Origin of the sequence: Paractinoplanes abujensis (assembly GCF_014204895.1) — a bacterium.
GTDB lineage: Bacteria > Actinomycetota > Actinomycetes > Mycobacteriales > Micromonosporaceae > Actinoplanes > Actinoplanes abujensis.
Window position 1 is genome coordinate 7,380,521 of the sequence record NZ_JACHMF010000001.1, and the last position, 16,310, is coordinate 7,396,830.

Annotated in this window: 16 protein-coding genes and 1 pseudogene; 14 read left to right on the forward strand and 3 right to left on the reverse strand. The window is 71.2% G+C overall.

What is annotated here, in order from left to right:
* The first annotated feature begins 86 nt into the window (after positions 1 to 86).
* Positions 87 to 908 (forward strand): sugar phosphate isomerase/epimerase family protein, encoded by an 822-nt coding sequence (locus tag BKA14_RS33850; protein ID WP_184954829.1) that lies wholly within the window; start codon positions 87 to 89, stop codon positions 906 to 908.
* On the opposite strand, the gene BKA14_RS33855 is transcribed toward BKA14_RS33850, so the two are convergent.
* A complete protein-coding gene (locus tag BKA14_RS33855) occupies positions 895 to 1,458 on the reverse strand; it encodes a CGNR zinc finger domain-containing protein (RefSeq protein ID WP_184954830.1) in 564 nt (187 codons plus the stop codon). The genes BKA14_RS33850 and BKA14_RS33855 overlap by 14 nt on opposite strands.
* 128 nt (positions 1,459 to 1,586) lie before the next feature.
* Here BKA14_RS33855 and BKA14_RS33860 point away from each other — a divergent pair, with 128 nt between their 5' ends.
* From BKA14_RS33860 to BKA14_RS33880, 5 genes are all read left to right on the forward strand, one after another.
* Positions 1,587 to 2,504 (forward strand): proline dehydrogenase family protein, encoded by a 918-nt coding sequence (locus BKA14_RS33860; RefSeq protein ID WP_184954831.1) that lies wholly within the window; start codon positions 1,587 to 1,589, stop codon positions 2,502 to 2,504.
* A gap of 197 nt (positions 2,505 to 2,701) precedes the next feature.
* On the forward strand, positions 2,702 to 2,914 hold the full coding sequence (locus tag BKA14_RS33865) for a helix-turn-helix domain-containing protein (RefSeq protein ID WP_127498359.1): 213 nt from the start codon (positions 2,702 to 2,704) through the stop codon (positions 2,912 to 2,914).
* A gap of 197 nt (positions 2,915 to 3,111) precedes the next feature.
* Positions 3,112 to 3,213 (forward strand): 30S ribosomal protein bS22, encoded by a 102-nt coding sequence (locus BKA14_RS33870; protein WP_007465623.1) that lies wholly within the window; start codon positions 3,112 to 3,114, stop codon positions 3,211 to 3,213.
* 69 nt (positions 3,214 to 3,282) lie between these two features.
* Positions 3,283 to 4,347 carry an NAD-dependent epimerase/dehydratase family protein gene (locus BKA14_RS33875; protein ID WP_184954832.1) on the forward strand — a complete coding sequence of 355 codons (1,065 nt, stop codon included), beginning with the start codon at positions 3,283 to 3,285 and terminating at the stop codon, positions 4,345 to 4,347.
* Positions 4,344 to 5,345 carry a lysophospholipid acyltransferase family protein gene (locus BKA14_RS33880; protein ID WP_184954833.1) on the forward strand — a complete coding sequence of 334 codons (1,002 nt, stop codon included), beginning with the start codon at positions 4,344 to 4,346 and terminating at the stop codon, positions 5,343 to 5,345. The genes BKA14_RS33875 and BKA14_RS33880 overlap by 4 nt, the downstream gene beginning before the upstream one ends.
* A 426-nt stretch (positions 5,346 to 5,771) precedes the next feature.
* Here the strand turns inward: BKA14_RS33880 and BKA14_RS43355 are convergent.
* Together BKA14_RS43355 and BKA14_RS33890 are read right to left on the reverse strand one after the other, a co-directional pair.
* Positions 5,772 to 6,656, reverse strand: a pseudogene (locus BKA14_RS43355) (DUF5667 domain-containing protein); the annotation flags it as partial.
* Between the two features lie 157 nt (positions 6,657 to 6,813).
* Positions 6,814 to 7,683, reverse strand: a complete 870-nt coding sequence (locus tag BKA14_RS33890) for an ECF subfamily RNA polymerase sigma factor, BldN family (protein ID WP_184957132.1) — start codon at positions 7,681 to 7,683, stop codon at positions 6,814 to 6,816.
* Between the two features lie 399 nt (positions 7,684 to 8,082).
* Here BKA14_RS33890 and BKA14_RS33895 point away from each other — a divergent pair, with 399 nt between their 5' ends.
* The 8 genes from BKA14_RS33895 (at position 8,083) to hemB (ending at position 16,310) form a co-directional block, all read left to right on the forward strand.
* Complete coding sequence (locus BKA14_RS33895; protein WP_184954834.1) at positions 8,083 to 9,606, forward strand: AMP-binding protein; 1,524 nt, start codon at positions 8,083 to 8,085, stop codon at positions 9,604 to 9,606.
* Positions 9,603 to 9,851: a glutaredoxin family protein gene (locus BKA14_RS33900; RefSeq protein ID WP_184954835.1), complete on the forward strand. Its 249-nt coding sequence runs from the start codon at positions 9,603 to 9,605 to the stop codon at positions 9,849 to 9,851. The genes BKA14_RS33895 and BKA14_RS33900 overlap by 4 nt, the downstream gene beginning before the upstream one ends.
* A 10-nt stretch (positions 9,852 to 9,861) precedes the next feature.
* On the forward strand, positions 9,862 to 10,503 hold the full coding sequence (locus BKA14_RS33905; protein ID WP_184954836.1) for an HAD family hydrolase: 642 nt from the start codon (positions 9,862 to 9,864) through the stop codon (positions 10,501 to 10,503).
* Between the two features lie 215 nt (positions 10,504 to 10,718).
* The gene (locus tag BKA14_RS33910; protein ID WP_184954837.1) at positions 10,719 to 11,474 is read left to right on the forward strand and encodes a redox-sensing transcriptional repressor Rex; all 756 of its coding nucleotides are present in this window, start codon (positions 10,719 to 10,721) and stop codon (positions 11,472 to 11,474) included.
* Complete coding sequence (locus tag BKA14_RS33915) at positions 11,471 to 12,760, forward strand: glutamyl-tRNA reductase (protein WP_184954838.1); 1,290 nt, start codon at positions 11,471 to 11,473, stop codon at positions 12,758 to 12,760. The genes BKA14_RS33910 and BKA14_RS33915 overlap by 4 nt, the downstream gene beginning before the upstream one ends.
* The gene (hemC, locus tag BKA14_RS33920) at positions 12,757 to 13,686 is read left to right on the forward strand and encodes a hydroxymethylbilane synthase (protein ID WP_184954839.1); all 930 of its coding nucleotides are present in this window, start codon (positions 12,757 to 12,759) and stop codon (positions 13,684 to 13,686) included. The genes BKA14_RS33915 and hemC overlap by 4 nt, the downstream gene beginning before the upstream one ends.
* Entirely contained in the window at positions 13,683 to 15,269 is a 1,587-nt protein-coding gene (locus tag BKA14_RS33925; RefSeq protein ID WP_184954840.1) for a bifunctional uroporphyrinogen-III C-methyltransferase/uroporphyrinogen-III synthase, read from the forward strand. Before hemC ends, BKA14_RS33925 begins: the two co-directional genes overlap by 4 nt.
* Before the next feature lie 51 nt (positions 15,270 to 15,320).
* On the forward strand, positions 15,321 to 16,310 hold the full coding sequence (gene hemB, locus BKA14_RS33930) for a porphobilinogen synthase (RefSeq protein ID WP_184954841.1): 990 nt from the start codon (positions 15,321 to 15,323) through the stop codon (positions 16,308 to 16,310).

Consider the following 16,310-nt stretch of genomic DNA (forward strand, 5'->3'; position numbering starts at 1 on the left):
ACCAAAGCCGCGCTGACGCCCGGTATGGCCGCATATACCCGGTCGAGGAGGCGGCGTACGCGACGATCGGGTCTACGCTTGAGGGCGTGAGCTCCCGTGTCCCCGTGCTTCTGTCCAGCTCGTCGGTCTTCCCCGAGCCGACGGCCGCCGCGTTCGAGATGGCCGCGACGGTCGGTTACGACGGGCTCGAGGTCATGGTGTGGACCGACCGCGTCAGCCAGGACGCCGGCGCGCTGAAAGGTCTGTCCGAGCACTACGACCTGCCCGTGCTTTCCGTCCACGCCCCCTGCCTGCTGGTCACCCAGCGGGTCTGGAGCCCCGACCCGTGGGAACGGCTCAACCGGGCCGCCCAGCTCGCCGAGACGCTCGGCGCCCCCACTGTTGTGGTGCACCCGCCGTTCAGCTGGCAGCGTGACTACGCCAAGAATTTCGCCGCCGGGCTGGCCAAGGTGCAGGCGCGGCATCCCGACCTGGCCTTCGCCATCGAGAACATGTTCCCGGTTAAGATGGCGGGCCGCTGGTTCGTGCCCTACACCCCGGGCTGGGACCCGACCGAGACCGGCTTCGACGCGTACACGCTCGATTTGTCGCACTGTGCCGCGTCGCGGATCAACGCGCTCGGCATGGCCGACAAGATGGGCTCCGCCCTCAAGCACGTGCATCTGGGCGACGGCACCGGCGAGGGCCGCGACGAGCACCTGGTGCCGGGCCGGGGCAATCAGCCCTGCGCCGAGCTGTTGCGCTCGCTCTCGGCACGCGGCTTCAAGGGCTCGGTGGCGCTGGAGGTCTCGACGCGCAAGGCCGCCAGCCGCGCGGTCCGCGAGGCGGACCTCCGCGAGTCGCTCGAGTTCGCCCGCAAACACCTCGCGCCGGCGGAGTCGTCGACTCCGGCGATCACGCGGGCGTGAGGGTCTCGCGGAGCGGAGCGGAGCCGGCCAGCTCGGCCCTCTTGCGGGCGCGGTGTGCGGCCACGTGTGAGCGGGTCGCGCAGCGCTCCGAGCAGAAGCGCCGGCAATTGTTGGACGACGTGTCCAGATAGACGTTGCCGCAGCGCTCGTCGGCGCAGATGCCGAAGCGGGCGCTGCCGTACTCGCACAGCCACACCGAGAGGCCCCAGACCGCGCCGGCCAGATACTCCGCGCTCACCGAGGAGCCGCGGCTGGTGACGTGCATGTGCCAGTCGCCGGCGTCGTGGCCGGAGATGCGGGGCTGCACGGGGAAGATCTCGAGCAGCGCGTTGAGTTCCGTGACGGCGTCGGCGTCGCGGCCGGACGTGCCGTACTCGAAGACCTCGCGCAGGCGACGCTGGGCGCGGCGGAACATCGCCACGTCCTTCTCGACGACCTCGTCGCGCATCCAGGCCTGCTCGTCGGCGAACAGGGCCCGCAGTCCGGCGAGATCACCCAGCTCCGCGTTCACGAGATCAACCGCGGTTCGCGCGTACGCATCGAAGTTCACCCGACAAAGGTAGCCGTCCCCGCGCCGGTCGAACATAAGCTTGTGGCTCACTACGCGCGCGTGGCCGGGGGCGGCCACGCGAGTGGCACTCCCGCGATACCGGGTGTTCCGGGCGATACCCTCGGGACATGCTCCGTTCCCTGCTCCTGGCCGCCGCCGGTTCGGACCGTCTCGGGCGCCTCGCCGGCTCCGCACCCTTCGGCCGCAACGCCGTCCGCAAGTTCGTCGCCGGTGGCGATGCCGGCGAGGCGCTGCAGACCGGCCGCATTCTGGTCGACGACGGCCTGGCCATCACCTTCGACCACTTGGCGGCGGAGACCCGCAGTGTGGAGCAGGCGGTCGCGGTCCGCGACGAGTACCGGGCGTTGCTGGGCCGGCTCAAAGGGGCCGGGCTGGCCCCGGCGGCCGAGGTCAGCGTGAAGCTCTCCGCGCTCGGGCAGCGGCTCGACGAGAAGCTGGCCTACGAGCACGCCCAGGCCGTCTGTGCGGCGGCGGCCGAGGCCGGCACGACGGTGACGCTGGACGCGGAGGACCACACGCTCACCGACTCCACCCTCGAGATCCTGGCCGACCTGCGCAAGGACCACCCGGGCACGGGCGCGGTGCTGCAGGCCTATCTGCGGCGCACCGAGGGGGACTGCCGGGAGCTGGCCACGAGCGGCTCGCGAGTGCGGCTGTGCAAGGGGGCGTACGCGGAGCCCGAGTCGGTCGCGTTCCAGTCGTCTCTCGACATCGACAAGTCGTTCGTGCGCTGCCTCAACATCCTGATGTCGGGCGAGGGCTATCCGATGGTCGCCACCCACGACCCGCGGCTGATCGCCATCGCCGAGGACCGGGCGCGCTGGTTCGACCGCACCGCCGACGAGTACGAGTTCCAAATGCTGTACGGGGTCCGCGTCGAGGAGCAGGCGAGGCTGGCCGCGGGGGGCAACGTGGTGCGCGTCTATCTGCCGTACGGGGAGCAGTGGTACGGCTATCTGATGCGCCGGCTGGCCGAGCGCCCAGGCAACGCGGGGGTCCTCGGCCGCGCGCTGGTGGGGCGGTAGTCACCTCATAGGCAACAATTGGGGCTAAACCGCACAGATCCGGCGTGTCGGCCTTGACTTTTTCTGGCCATTTTCACGGAACGTATCGCGTTGGTCACAGCCGTATCGATACCGTCCTTATGACACGCACGTTTGCCGCCGCGTCGCAGGCCTTCCCGGTCGCCGCGGCTGTGCCTGCGAAAGGATCGGTGCGACACATGACAGGTCCAGCCCAGACCGAGGAAAAGCTCTCGGAGGTGCGGTTCCTGACCGTGGCCGAGGTGGCCGCCCTGATGAGGGTCTCCAAGATGACGGTCTATCGGCTGGTGCACGGGGGTGACCTCACCGCCGTCCGCGTCGGGCGGTCGTTCCGCGTCCCCGAGCACGCCGTGCACGAATATCTCCGCGGCGCTTTCTCGCAAACCGCGTAGGACGCCCAGCCGGGGCCGTTTTCAGCGGGTCCCGGCATTGCTGCCCGGGGCGTTTTTGGCGGGTCCCGGACGGGCCGGTACGCTGGTGCGGTTGGTTCCCCGAGGTTACGTGCTCCGGGGGCCGTCGAATCAGATCGGATTCGGGTGACGCCTCGGGCGCATCCGGCCGAGCCACCAGGTTTCGAGAGGCATTCCGTATGGGCTCCGTGGTCAAGAAGCGCCGCAAGCGTATGGCGAAGAAGAAGCACCGCAAGCTGCTGCGCAAGACCCGCGTCCAGCGTCGTCGTCTCGGCAAGTGATCCGGGGCCGGGTGTGATTCCCGGCCGGTCGGACACTTGCCGCACGCCGCATCGGAAGGTGCGCCTGTCGTGACCTCTCCGCCCAGCGTCGTCGTGGTCACCGGAGTCAGCCGTTATCTCGGCGCCCGGGTGGCCGCTCGTCTCGCAGCAGATTCCCGGGTCGACCGCGTCGTCGGCCTGGATCCGCACGAACCGCCCACGGCTCTGCGTGAGCTGCTGGCCGATGTCGAGCTGATCCAGGCCGACGCCCGCGCGGCGTCCGGCGCCATCGCCGACCTCGGTGCCGAGGCCGTCGTGCACCTGGCGGTGACCAGCGCGCCCGACGCTCAGCACGGCCGGGCCGCGATGAAAGAGCAGAACGTCATCGGCACGATGCAGCTGCTCGCCGCCGCGCAGGCCGCACCCCGGCTGCGCAAGCTCGTCGTGCGTTCGTCGACGGCCGCCTACGGCGCGTCGTTCCGCGATCCCGGCGTCTTCACCGAGGACACCGAGCCGCGGGCCGTGCCGCGCGGCTCCTTCGCGCGAGACATCCTCGACATCGAGGGTTACGTCCGCGGTTTCCGGCGTCGCCGGCCCGAGGTGGCGGCCACTGTGCTGCGCTTTGCGCCCTTCATCAGTTCGACGGCCGACACGACGCTGACGCGCTACTTCGCCCAGCCGGTCGTGCCGACAGTGCTCGGCCGGGATGCCCGGCTGCAGTTCGTGCACGTCGACGACGCCCTCGAGATCCTGCACCGCTCGGTCATCGAGGAGCACCCGGGCACGTTCAACGTGGCCGGCGCGGGCATTCTCGCGCTCTCCCAGGCCATCCGCCGGGCCGGCCGCATCTCGGTGCCGCTGCCCGAGGGTGCGCTCTCGTCGCTGGCCGGGGTGGCCCGCAACGTGGGCGTCGGCCAGATCGGCTTCGACCAGATCGACCTGTTCGTGCACGGCCGCGTGGTCGACACGAGTCGTCTGGTCCGCGAGTTCGGTTTCACGCCGCGGTCTACGGCCGAGGCGTTCGACGACTTCATCCGGGGGCACGCCAACGGCTCGTCGCTGACCGCCGATCGGCTCACCGCGGCGGAGAAGGCGATCCTCGACGGGATCCGCCGGGTGCGGGCGGGTGCCACCGCCGGGGGTGACCGGCGTTGAGTCAGGACGAATTTCGCGACATGCTTCCGGGGCACGCCGACTTCACGCTGCCCCAGCCGGCCGAGCCGGTGCGGGTCAACGGTCGTCGCCCCATCCCGGAGGTGCCGTCGATGAACGGGAACGGCCACCACGCCGCAGAGCCGGAGGCTGACGTCCTCGACGTCTGGGACCAGCGGGTGGCCGGGGCCCTGGCCTTCCTGCGGCGGCGGCTCACCGGGGGTTACGAGGTCGACGAGTTCGGCTTCGACCGTGAGCTCAACGACGCCGTCTTCCAGCCGCTGCTGCGGGTGCTGCACCGTGACTGGTTCCGCACCGAGGTCTTCGGCGTCGAGAACGTGCCGGCCAAGGGCGGCGCGCTGGTCGTGGCCAACCATTCGGGTACGTTCGCGCTCGACGCGCTGATGCTGAGTGTGGCGATCCGCGACCAGCACCCCGAGGAGCGGCATCTGCGTCTGCTCGGGGCCGACCTGGTGTTCCGCATGCCCGTAGTGAGCGAGCTGGCCCGCAAATCGGGCGCGACCGTGGCCTGCAACCCCGACGCCGAGCGGCTGATGAGCTCGGGCGAGCTGGTCGGCGTGTTCCCCGAGGGCTTCAAGGGCATCGGCAAGCGCTTCGCCGACCGTTACAAGCTGCAGCGCTTCGGGCGGGGCGGGTTCGTCTCGGCCGCGCTGCGCACCGGCACCCCGATCGTCCCGGTGGCCATCGTCGGCGCCGAGGAGATCTATCCGATCCTGGCCGACATCAAGCCGCTGGCCCGGCTGCTCGGCGTGCCCTATTTCCCGGTCACGCCGACGTTCCCCTGGCTCGGCCCGCTGGGTCTGGTGCCGTTGCCGAGCAAGTGGCTCATCCAGTTCTGCCCACCGATCCCGACCGAGCACCTGACCGATCTGGCCGACGACCCGATGGTCGTCTACAACCTGGCCGATCAGGTCCGCGAGACGATTCAGGCCACGTTGCTGGAGTTGCTCGAGAAGAGGCCCGACGCCTTCGGGTTGTAACCGGTTGTCACTGGATCGTGACGCCTTGTGCGCCTATAGTGACAAGCGAGGGGCGGAGCCGGTGACACCCGGCAACGCCCCTCGCCATGTCTGCTGCTTGCTCGCCTAGTCGCTGCTCCCGAAGATGCCTTCGAGCAGACCGCCCAGCGGGTCCTCGTCCAGCTCGTCGGCCGGTTCCGGCAGAAGCTCGCCGGGCGACGTCGACTGCATCGGCGTGCCCCCGGCCGGCAGGGCCGGAGCGCTCGTCTGACTGCGCTGCCCCTTGACCCCGGCACCCGTCGTCGCCGACGGCGCGACGGCGGGGTCGCTCCGCCGCGGGTTCGCCGTCGGATCGGTCTTGCCACCCGGGCGGTTCGACTGCTTGCCGCTGTGCCCCGACGGCTTCGACGTGGTGACCTGATCGTCGGCGTCGAGCCCGCCGCCGGCACAGCTCTTCAGCCTGGGCCCGAGCCCGTCCGAGCCCGCCGAGGCCACGGTGTCGCAGGCCAAGCCCGTACGCAGGGACGTGGCGCGATCGTTGACCGAGTCGAGCAGCGCGATCGACTTCAGCGCCCGCTCCTGGTTGGCCGCCGACAGCCTGGTCAGCGCCGGGCTCAACGTCTGGCGCTGCCGGTCGGCGAACGAGTCGACGGTGGCCAGCGGCTTGATGTCCTTGCGGGCGACCGCCGACGTGGTCAGCAGTTTGACGCCCTTACGGGTGTCGGCGTCCATGTCGTCCAGCACCCCGGGGAACCCGGTGTCGTCGCCGCGCATCGCGACCGCCTCGGAGAGCCGGTTGCGGGCGAAGTCCAGGGACAGCTGACCGCGGGTGACGTCCGAGCCGGCCATCGCCAGCTGGGCCCGTTCGGTCGAGCGCTTGACCCCGTACAGGGCGTCCCCCGGTGACGCGTTCTCGCTGGCCGCGGAGATTCCGGAGACCGCGAGCGCGCCCGCCGCGACCCCGATGACGATGGCGCCGCGGGCCCGGATGCGGCCGCCGTGGCCGAGCAGTCCGGACCCGAGCCGGCCGGCGCGGGCCGTGGCGGGCTGTGTGGCGGTGGCGGGCTCGTCGACGGCGGTGGCGGTGCGGCCGATGCCGTCCCGCTCGGCCGTGGCGACCAGCATCGCCCTCAGCCCCGTGCGGAACTCGGGTTCGACCCGGGCGCCGGGCCGTGCCGTGGACAGGCTGTTGCCGATGGCCACCAGCTCGGCGAGCTGCTCATCGGCCGCGCCCCGGCTGTGGTGCCGGGGGCCGCCGCTGGTCTCGTCGAGAAGCTCCGCGAAGCGCTCGGCGCTCCGCCGGTCCAGAAACTCGAATCTCACCGCGGGCACCTCCCCTCGCTCGTGAATGTCTCGCCGGCAGCATCGCCGGCGGTCGCGACAATGCCGGGGGCCGACAGTGCCGCCCGGGGTCGCACTCGGACAAACGCGCGACACGCGTCCCCGGTTACGGGGGACATCGGCCGGCATCGGGTAATGGAGGGCCGTGTCACGCTTGGAATCCGTCGGGCAGGAGGCGGGCCAGCGCGCGGACGGCGCGGTACTGCAAAGCCTTGATCGCGCCCTCGTTCTTGCCCATCGTCTGCGCGGTCTCGGCGACCGAGAAGCCCTGCAGGAATCGCAGCACGATGCACTCCTGCTGCTCCGGGTTGAGCTGTTTGACCGCGGTGAGCAGGGCGACGTTGGTGATGTGGTCGACCACCGACGACTCCGGGCTGCCCTCCGGCCCGCGCGCCTCGCGGTCGGCGTCGAGTACGTCGCCGGTGGTCACCTCGAGGCGGTAGCGGCCCGACTTGAAGTGGTCGGCGACCAGGTTGCGGGCGATGGTGACCAGCCACGCCCCGAGGTCACGGCCTTGCCAGGTGAAGCTGCCGATGCGCTTGAGCGCGCGCAGGAACGTGTCCGACGTGAGGTCCTCGGCCAGCTGCCGGTTGCCGACCCGGAAGTAGACGAAGCGGAACACCGTGTCGACGTACCGGTCGTAGATCAGCCCGAACGCCTCCGCCTCGCCGGCCTGGGCCCGCTCGACCAGCGCCCACACCTCGGCGGCGGCGTCGCCCGGGTCGGGGCGGGCCGGATACTTCGGTGGCTCGGCGTCGCGTTGCGGCCCGGTCGTGCTCTGCGCGGGGACGACGACGGTCTGCTCGCCGGGCGGGGCCTCGGGCAGGTTGCTGCGCTGGCCGGCGGTCGGCTGCTGCGGAGGCATCGGCGGGCGCCCGGGCACGGCCACCCGGCCGCCCCCGGCCATCGGTTTGGCGTTGCCTCCGGCCGGAGGCATCCGCTGGCTGGGCGACTCGTTGACGTGCGGGCGGTTGCGGGTGCGCTTGGGCCCGTCGCCGCGAATGGTGTTGACCACCATGTCGGCTAGCGAGGGGCGGTACGGATCCCCGGCGTAAACATGACTCACTGCGCCTCCTCGACCCGGCGGCTCTGCTCCGGCTGCGTATCCGTCCCGCCAGACTGGGATTCGCAAATTTTTCGTGCTTGTGGCACAGCGGCCTCCTCGGGATGAGGGGTGATCACTCATAGCAAAACGGGTGAAGTGGCCCGCGTTTCCGCCGACCGACCTCACCCATGGCTGTGGAGTCCGTTACTCAGACGCGAAGTATCACGGACACCGAACACACGGAGTCGCACTCCGTGTGCGCTGCGCGAAAATAGTACGAAGTGGCGCAGACAAGACACAAGGAACGTCTGCCACGATGACCGAGACGGGTGTCCGCGCGACGGACAACCTGTCCGCCGTCCACTTCCGTGGATGTTTGTGCCAGACTTCTGCCTCGTGGACGAAGCAGCCCGCGACCCGGTCGCCGGGGCCGCCGCGCGCCGGCCCCAGAGCCTCGCGCTGATCACCACCGACGCCGCGCTGACCTGGGCCGACGTCGATCGGCGGGTGACCGCGGCCGCGCACGGGGTGGCCACGCGGGTGCCGCCGGGAGAGCGCGTCGCGATCGTTCTGGGTAACTCGATCGAGTTCGTGGTGACCTTCTTCGGCGTGTTGCGGGCGGGGCGCGTCGCCGTGCCGCTCAACCCGGGCTACACGGCCGATGAGCTGGGCCATGTGCTCGCCGACTCGGGGGCGGCGCTCGTCGTCACGGGCGCGGCGGCCCCCATGGACGGGCCTCCCCACGTGCGGGCGTCCGATCTGGAAGAGGGCGGGACGAGTGGGGATCTGCCGCATGTGGCGGAGGGTGACCTCGCCGTGCTGCTCTACACGTCCGGCACCAGCGGGCGGCCCAAGGGCGCGATGCTGACCCACGCCGCGCTGGCCGCCAATCACGACCAGCTCGACGCGATCGACCCGCCCGTGGTCGGCCCGGACGACGTGGTGCTGCTGGCCGTGCCCATGTTTCACGCGTACGGGTTGAACACCGGCCTCGGCAGCGTCGCCCACCACGCGGCGACCGGCGTGCTGATCGACCGGTTCGACGCGGCCGCCTCACTGTCGGTGATCGCGGAGCGCGGAGTGACGGTGGTCGTCGGCGTGCCGGGCATGTATTCGGCCTGGTCCCGGCAGCCCAGCGTCAAGATCGGCCTGCGCAGCGTGCGCACCGCCGTATGCGGGGCGGCGCCGCTCGGGCCGGACGAGATGGCCCGCTTCGGCGCCGCCACCGGCAAGAGCGTCCTGGTCGGGTACGGGCTGACCGAGACCGCGCCCGTGCTGACCACCACCGCCGTCAGCGACCGCGGCAAGCCGGGCTCGATCGGCCGGCCGCTGCCCGGGATCGCGCTGCGACTGCGCTCGGCGGCGGGCCAGGTGCTCTGGGAGGACGGCACCGCCTCACCCGACGAGGATCTGAGCGAGCTCGATCTCTCCGTGGAGGACGTGGCCGGCACCGACCCGGGCGAGATCGTGGTGCGCGGGGCCAACCTGTTCTCCGGCTACTGGCCCGACGGGCGCGACGGGCCGGACGCCGAGGGCTGGTGGGCCACCGGCGACGTGGCCTACGCGGACGGCGACGGCGACCTGCACCTGGTCGACCGGATCGACGAGCTGATCCTGGTGCACGGCTTCAACGTCTATCCGGCCGAGATCGAGCGGGTGCTGGGCTCGCATCCGGGTGTCGCCGAGTCGGCGGTGGTGGGCGTGCCCGATCATGATGCCGGGCAGCGGCCGCACGCGTTCGTCGTGGCCGCCATCGACCCGCCGCCCACCCCGGCCGAGCTGCAGGTCTTCTGTGCCGCCCAGCTGGCCCGGTTCAAGCTGCCGACCGTCGAGCTGGTGCGTGAGCTTCCCCACTCGGCGACCGGCAAGGTCCGCAAGAGGGAGCTGAACACGTGAGCCGCGTGACCCTGATCAGCCGCGAGGGCTGTCACCTGTGCCAGGACGCCGAGGCGGTGCTGGATCGGATCCTGCCCGGTCAATGGGAGCGCGTCGACGTCGACTCGTCGATCGAGCTGGAGCGCGACTTCGGCGATCGGGTGCCGGTCGTGCTGCTCGACGGGGCCGAGCACGGCTACTGGCGCGTCGAAGAGTCGCGGCTGCTCAAGGACCTGGAGAAGCCGCCGGGAGCGCCCCGCCTGTAGGTTGTTCGCCGTGGCGCGCACTCACCTTGTCTGGGACTGGAACGGCACCCTGCTCGACGACCTCAGCCTGGTGGTCTCGTCCACGAACGCGGCCTTCACGGCGGTCGGCGGGCGCCTGGTCGACGCCGACGAGCACCGCAGCCGGTTCCGCCGGCCGGTGGCCGAGTTCTACGCCGAGATTCTCGGACGCGCGGTCGACGAGGAGGAGTTCGGCCGGCTCGACCGGATCTTCCACGACGCGTACCGGCTGGGTCTGACCACCATGAAGCTGGCCGCCGACGCGACGGCGGCGCTCAAGGACTGGCCGGGCTCGCAGTCGCTGCTGTCCATGTGGTTCCACGCCGAGCTGGTGCCGGCCGTCGAGACGTACGGGCTGGCCGGGGTCTTCACCCGGGTCGACGGGCTGCGCACCGAGATCGGCGGCCACCTCAAGGCGGCCCACCTGGCCGAGCACCTGGCCGAGCTGGGCCTGACCGGCCGCCAGGTCGTGCTGATCGGCGACTCGCTGGACGACGCGGCCGCGGCCGACGCCGTGGGGGGCGAGATCGTGCTCTACACCGGCGGCTTCACCGACCCGGCGCGGCTGCGGGCGTCAGGTCGTCCGGTCGCGGACACTCTGGTCGAAGCGGTCGCGATCGCCCGTACGCTGTAGCAGGGTGGTCGGTGGAGGGGCGAACCGGGCATAATTCAATGGTTCGGGTCATTATCACGCCAGATGATCTTTGTCCACCCGCACTACCAAGATCGCGATTTGTGCACGCCTTCACAAGCGCCTAGTCTTCATGCCGAAGAACCCCGGTAGCACAGCCGGTTGATCCAGGCGCCCCGGGGGTTCACAGGTTCGCCACCTCGTCGGCACGGAGTCAGATGAGCCAGCAGCGTCACGGAGTCACGCCCGGTAATGCCCCAGGCGACCGCGCCGGTGCAGTGTCGGCCTTCCCGGATCTGCCGGAGGCCACCATCGCCCGGTTGCCCGAATACCTGCGCGCCCTGCACAACCTGGGCGAGGGCGGTTCGGACACGATCTCGAGCGAAGGACTGGCCGCGGCGGCCGGGGTCAACTCGGCCAAGCTCCGCAAGGATCTCTCCCACCTGGGGTCGTACGGCACGCGTGGCGTCGGTTACGACGTGACCCTGCTGATCGAGCAGATCGAGTACGTTCTCGGCCTCGACCAGCGCCGGGCGGTCTGCCTGGTCGGCCTGGGCAACCTCGGTCACGCGCTGGCCGGCTACGACGGGTTCGCCAGTCGCGGCTTCAAGATCGTCGCGCTCTTCGACGCCGACGAGGCCAAGGTCGGCGAGGAGATCCAAGGTCTCGTCGTGCGGCACATCGAGGAACTGGGCCGCGTCGCCGTCGAGGAGAACATCGCGATCGGCGTCATCGCCACCCCGGCCCGGGCCGCCCAGGCCGTGGCCGACGTGCTGGTCGACGCGGGTGTCACCAGCATTCTGAACTTCGCGCCGTGCGTGCTGTCGGTGCCCGCCAACGTCGACGTGCGCAAGGTCGACCTGGCCATCGAGCTGCAAATTCTTTCTTTCCACGAGCACCGCAAGGCATCGCTGACGGCGCTGCCGGGCGGCCGGTCCGCCGCGGCGGGCAACCAGGAGGCGGTCGGGTCGTGAATCTCCTCAGCGTCGGTGCGTCCTATCGCACCGCCGACGTCGCCACGCTGGAGCGCATCGTCATCGCCGACGACGCGGTCCCCGGCGTGCTGGAGAAACTGGTCGCCCAGCCGTTCGTGGGGGAGGCGGTCGTCCTCTCCACGTGCAACCGGGTCGAGATCTACGCCGCGGTCAACACGTTCCACGGCGGCCTCGGTGACGTCTGCAACGTGCTCTCCGAGGTGTCCGGCATCCCGGCCACCGAGCTCGCCGGCCATCTTTATGTGCACTACGACGAGGCGGCGGTGCTGCACTCGTTCAAGGTCTCGAGCGGCCTCGACTCCATGGTGGTGGGCGAGTCCCAGATCCTGGGTCAGCTGCGCGACGCCTACCACGCCGCGACCGAGGCCGACACGGCCGGCCGTCTGCTGCACGAGCTGATGCAGCAGGCGCTGCGGGTCGGCAAGCGGGCACACTCCGAGACCGGCATCGACCGGGCCGGGCAGAGCGTCGTGACCGCCGCCCTCGACGTGGCCGAGGCCGAACTGGGCGACCTCACCGGCCGGCGCGCGCTGGTGATCGGCGCGGGTGCGATGGGCGCCCTCTCGGTGGCCACGCTGACCCGGGCCGGGGTCGGGCCGTTGCGGATCACGAACCGGAGCGCCGCGCGGGCCGAACGGCTGGCCGAGGCGTACGGGGCCGTCGCCGTGCCCTACGACGAACTGGACGCCGCCCTGCGCGAGGCCGACCTGGTCGTCTCGGCCACCGCGTCGACCGAGCCGGTGCTCACCCGGGCCCGCCTGGAGGCCGCGGCGCCGCTGGTCGTGCTCGACCTGGCCGTGCCGCGTGACGTGGCCGCCGACGTGATCGACGTGCCCGGCGTGACCGTGATCGACATCGACAGCCTGGCCGCCACCCGCCGATCCCTGCCGGCCGCGGCCGAGACCGCCGCCGTCGAGCAGATCGTCAGCAGCGAGGTCGAACACTTCCTGGGCTGGCTGCGCGGCGCCGACATCGCGCCGACCGTGGCCGCGCTGCGCACCAGGGCCGAGGACGTCGTGAGCGCCGAGTTGCGCAAGCTCTATTCGCGCCGGTCGGAATTCACCGAGGAGCAACGGGCCGACGTTTCCCGTACGCTGCATCGCGTCGTCCAGCAGTTGCTGCACTCGCCGACCGTACGGGTGCGCCAGCTGGCCGCCGAGCCCGGTGGTGATCAGTACGCGGCGCTGCTGCGCGAGCTGTTCGACCTTGACGTGCCCCATGCCACACCCGCCAACGCAGTTCCTGAGATCGGAGGACAGGCGTGACTTCCCCCCTGCGCCTCGGCACCCGTGGCAGCGCGCTCGCGCTCGCGCAGTCGCAGCTGACGGCCGACGCCCTCACCGCGGCCACCGGCCGCCCGGTCGAGCTGGTGCGGATCGTCACCACCGGTGACCGCTCGTCGGCCCCCGTCGCCCAGCTCGGGGTGGGTGTCTTCGTCTCGGCGCTGCGCGACGCGCTGCTGGCCGGCGAGATCGACTTCGCCGTGCACTCCTACAAGGACCTGCCCACCGCGGCCCACCCGGCGTTGCACATCGCGGCCATCCCACCGCGCGAGGATCCGCGTGATGTGCTGATCGCCCGGGGTGGTCGCACGCTGGCCGAGCTCCCGCCCGGTTCGGTCATCGGAACCGGCGCGGTGCGCCGAATCGCGCAACTGCATGCTTTGGGCCTAGAGTTGCAGGTCACGCCGATCCGCGGAAACATCGACAGCCGGATCGCCCGGGTTCACGGACCCGAGGCCGATTTGGACGCCGTTGTTCTCGCCCGGGCCGGCGTGGTGCGAATCGGCAGGGTCGCCGACATCGCGGAAACGCTCGACCCGATGCTCATGCTGCCCGCCCCCGCCCAGGGCGCGCTGGCTGTGGAGTGCCGGGCCGACAACTCAGACCTGGTCGAGCTGCTGGCCGCAATCGACCACGCACCGTCCCGGGCCGCCGTCACGGCGGAACGGGCGATGCTCGCCACGCTCGAGGCCGGGTGCTCCGCCCCGGTTGCGGCCCACGCCGAGCTCGCCGAAGGCGAGGACGGTGACGAGATTTACCTGCGCGGTGCGGTGATCAGCCCGGATGGGGTTCGAGCCATCCGGCTGTCGCGCACCGGAACGCCCGCCGACGCGGCGGAGATCGGCAAGGCCCTCGCGGCCGATCTCCTCGACAACGGCGCCGACACCCTGATCGGGAGCACAGAATGACCACCCGCACCGCCCGCAAGCCCGCAGGACGCATCGCGTTCGTCGGCGCCGGACCCGGCGACCCGGAGCTGCTGACCCGCCGCGCGCACGCCGCGCTCACCGAGGCCGACCAGGTGGTCTACGACCGTGGGGTGCCCGATTCGCTGCTGACCGCGATCCGGGCCGAAGCCAAGGCGGACGCCCAGTTCAGCCCGGCCGAAGGCGCCCCTGGCGACGTGGCCAAGGTGCTGCTCTCCGCGGCCAAGTCCGGTCTGTCCGCCGTGCACCTGGTGGCCGGTGACCCGTTCGGGCACGAGGCCGTCGTCAAGGAGGTGCAGGCGGTCGCCCGCACCGCGGTGCACTTCGAGGTCGTGCCCGGCCTCGGCCAGGCCGAGGGTGTGGCCACGTACGCGGGGGTTCCGCTGCCCGGCGTGCGCGTCACGGCCGACGTCGGCGACGTGTCCGCGCTCGACTTCGACGCGCTGGCCGCCGCCGCCCTCAAGGGCTCATTCGCGGTCGCGGTCGACGCCGGCGACCTCGCCGCCGTGCGTGACGGCCTGCTGGCCGCGGGCGTCGAACCGGGCATCCCGGTTGCGGTGACCGGCGACGGCACCGGCGAGACGCAGTACACGACGACCTCGACGGTCGACAGCTTCGTGGCCGCCGCGCTCGGCTTCACCGGCCGCGTGGTGCTCACCGTCGGCACCGACGTCGCCGAGCGCGACACCATGAGCTGGTGGGAGAACCGCCCGCTGTACGGCTGGAAGGTTCTCGTGCCGCGGACCAAGGAGCAGGCCGGCGCGATGAGCGCCCGGCTGCGGGCCTACGGCGCGATCCCGTGCGAGGTGCCGACCATCGCGGTCGAGCCGCCGCGCACCCCGGCCCAGATGGAGCGTGCGGTCAAGGGCCTGGTCGACGGCCGGTACGCGTGGGTCGTCTTCACCTCGGTCAACGCGGTCCGCGCGGTCTGGGAGAAGTTCGACGAGCACGGTCTCGACGCCCGTCACTTCGGCGGCGTGAAGATCGCCTGCATCGGCGAAGCCACGGCCGACGCCGTACGGGCCTTCGGCATCCAGCCCGAGCTGCTGCCCCAGGGCGAGCAGTCGAGCGAGGGCCTGCTGGCCGAGTTCTCGCCGCACGACGAGATCCTCGACCCGGTCGGCCGGGTGCTGCTGCCGCGGGCCGACATCGCCACCGAGACGCTGGCCGCCGGCCTGATCGAGCGGGGCTGGGAGGTGGACGACGTGACCGCGTACCGGACGGTGCGGGCCGCGCCGCCGCCGGCCGAGATCCGCGACGCGATCAAGTCGGGAGGCTTCGACGCGGTGCTTTTCACCTCGTCCAGCACCGTACGCAACCTGGTCGGCATCGCCGGCAAGCCGCACGCCCGCACGGTCGTCGCGGTGATCGGCCCCAAGACCGCCGAGACGGCCACCGAGTTCGGCCTGCGCGTCGACGTCCAGCCCCAGCACGCCTCGGTGCCGGACCTGGTCGAGGCGCTGGCGTCGTACGCGGTGGAACTGCGTGAGAAGCTGGCCGCCATGCCGGCCAAGCAGCGTCGCGGCTCCAAGGTCCAAGGCCCTACCGCACTGCGTTTCCGCTGATCACCCCCGGTGCGCCGGCGTTCGTCGGTGCACCGGACTAGGGAGCACGCCATGTCCTTCCCCGACGTCCGTCCGCGCCGGCTGCGGCGCACACCCGCCATGCGCCGGCTCGTCGAGGAGACCCGCCTCGCGCCCGCCGAACTCGTGCTGCCGCTCTTCCTGCGCGAAGGGCTGACCGAGCCGCGGGAGATCAGCTCACTGCCCGGCGTGCTCCAGCACTCCCGGGATTCGCTGCGCAAGGCGGCCCACGAGGCGGTCTCGGCCGGGGTCGGCGGGCTGATGCTGTTCGGCGTTCCGTCCAACGAGAACAAGGACGAGACCGGTTCGTGCGGCCTCGACCCGGACGGCGTCCTCAACGTCGGCATCCGTGACCTGATCAGCGAGGTGGGCGAGTCCACGGTCGTGATGAGCGACCTGTGCCTCGACGAGTTCACCTCGCACGGGCACTGCGGTGTGCTGGCTCCGGACGGCTCGGTGGACAACGACGCCACTCTCGCGGTCTATGCGGAGATGGCCGTGGCGCAGGCTTCCGCGGGCGCCCACATGGTGGGGCCGTCGGGCATGATGGACGGTCAGATCGGGGTCGTCCGGCAGGCTCTGGACAAAGCGGGCTATCAGGACGTCTCGGTGCTCGCCTACTCGGCGAAGTACGCGGGCGCGTTCTACGGCCCGTTCCGCGAGGCCGTCGAGTCGACCCTGCAGGGCGACCGCCGGCAATACCAGCAGGACCCGCCCAACCTGCGCGAGGCGCTGCGCGAGGTCGACCTCGACGTGGCCGAGGGCGCGGACATCGTCATGGTCAAGCCGGCCCTGCCGTACCTCGACGTGATCGCCGCGATCCGCGAGCGGGTCACCATCCCGGTGGCGGCCTACCAGGTCTCCGGCGAATACGCGATGGTGGAGGCGGCCGCGCGCAACGGCTGGATCGACCGCGAGCGCGTCATCCTGGAGACCCTCACCTCGATCAAGCGGGCGGGCGCCCAGATCACCCTCACGTACTGGGCCACCGAGGCCGCCCAACTGCTGCGCGACCGCTACTGA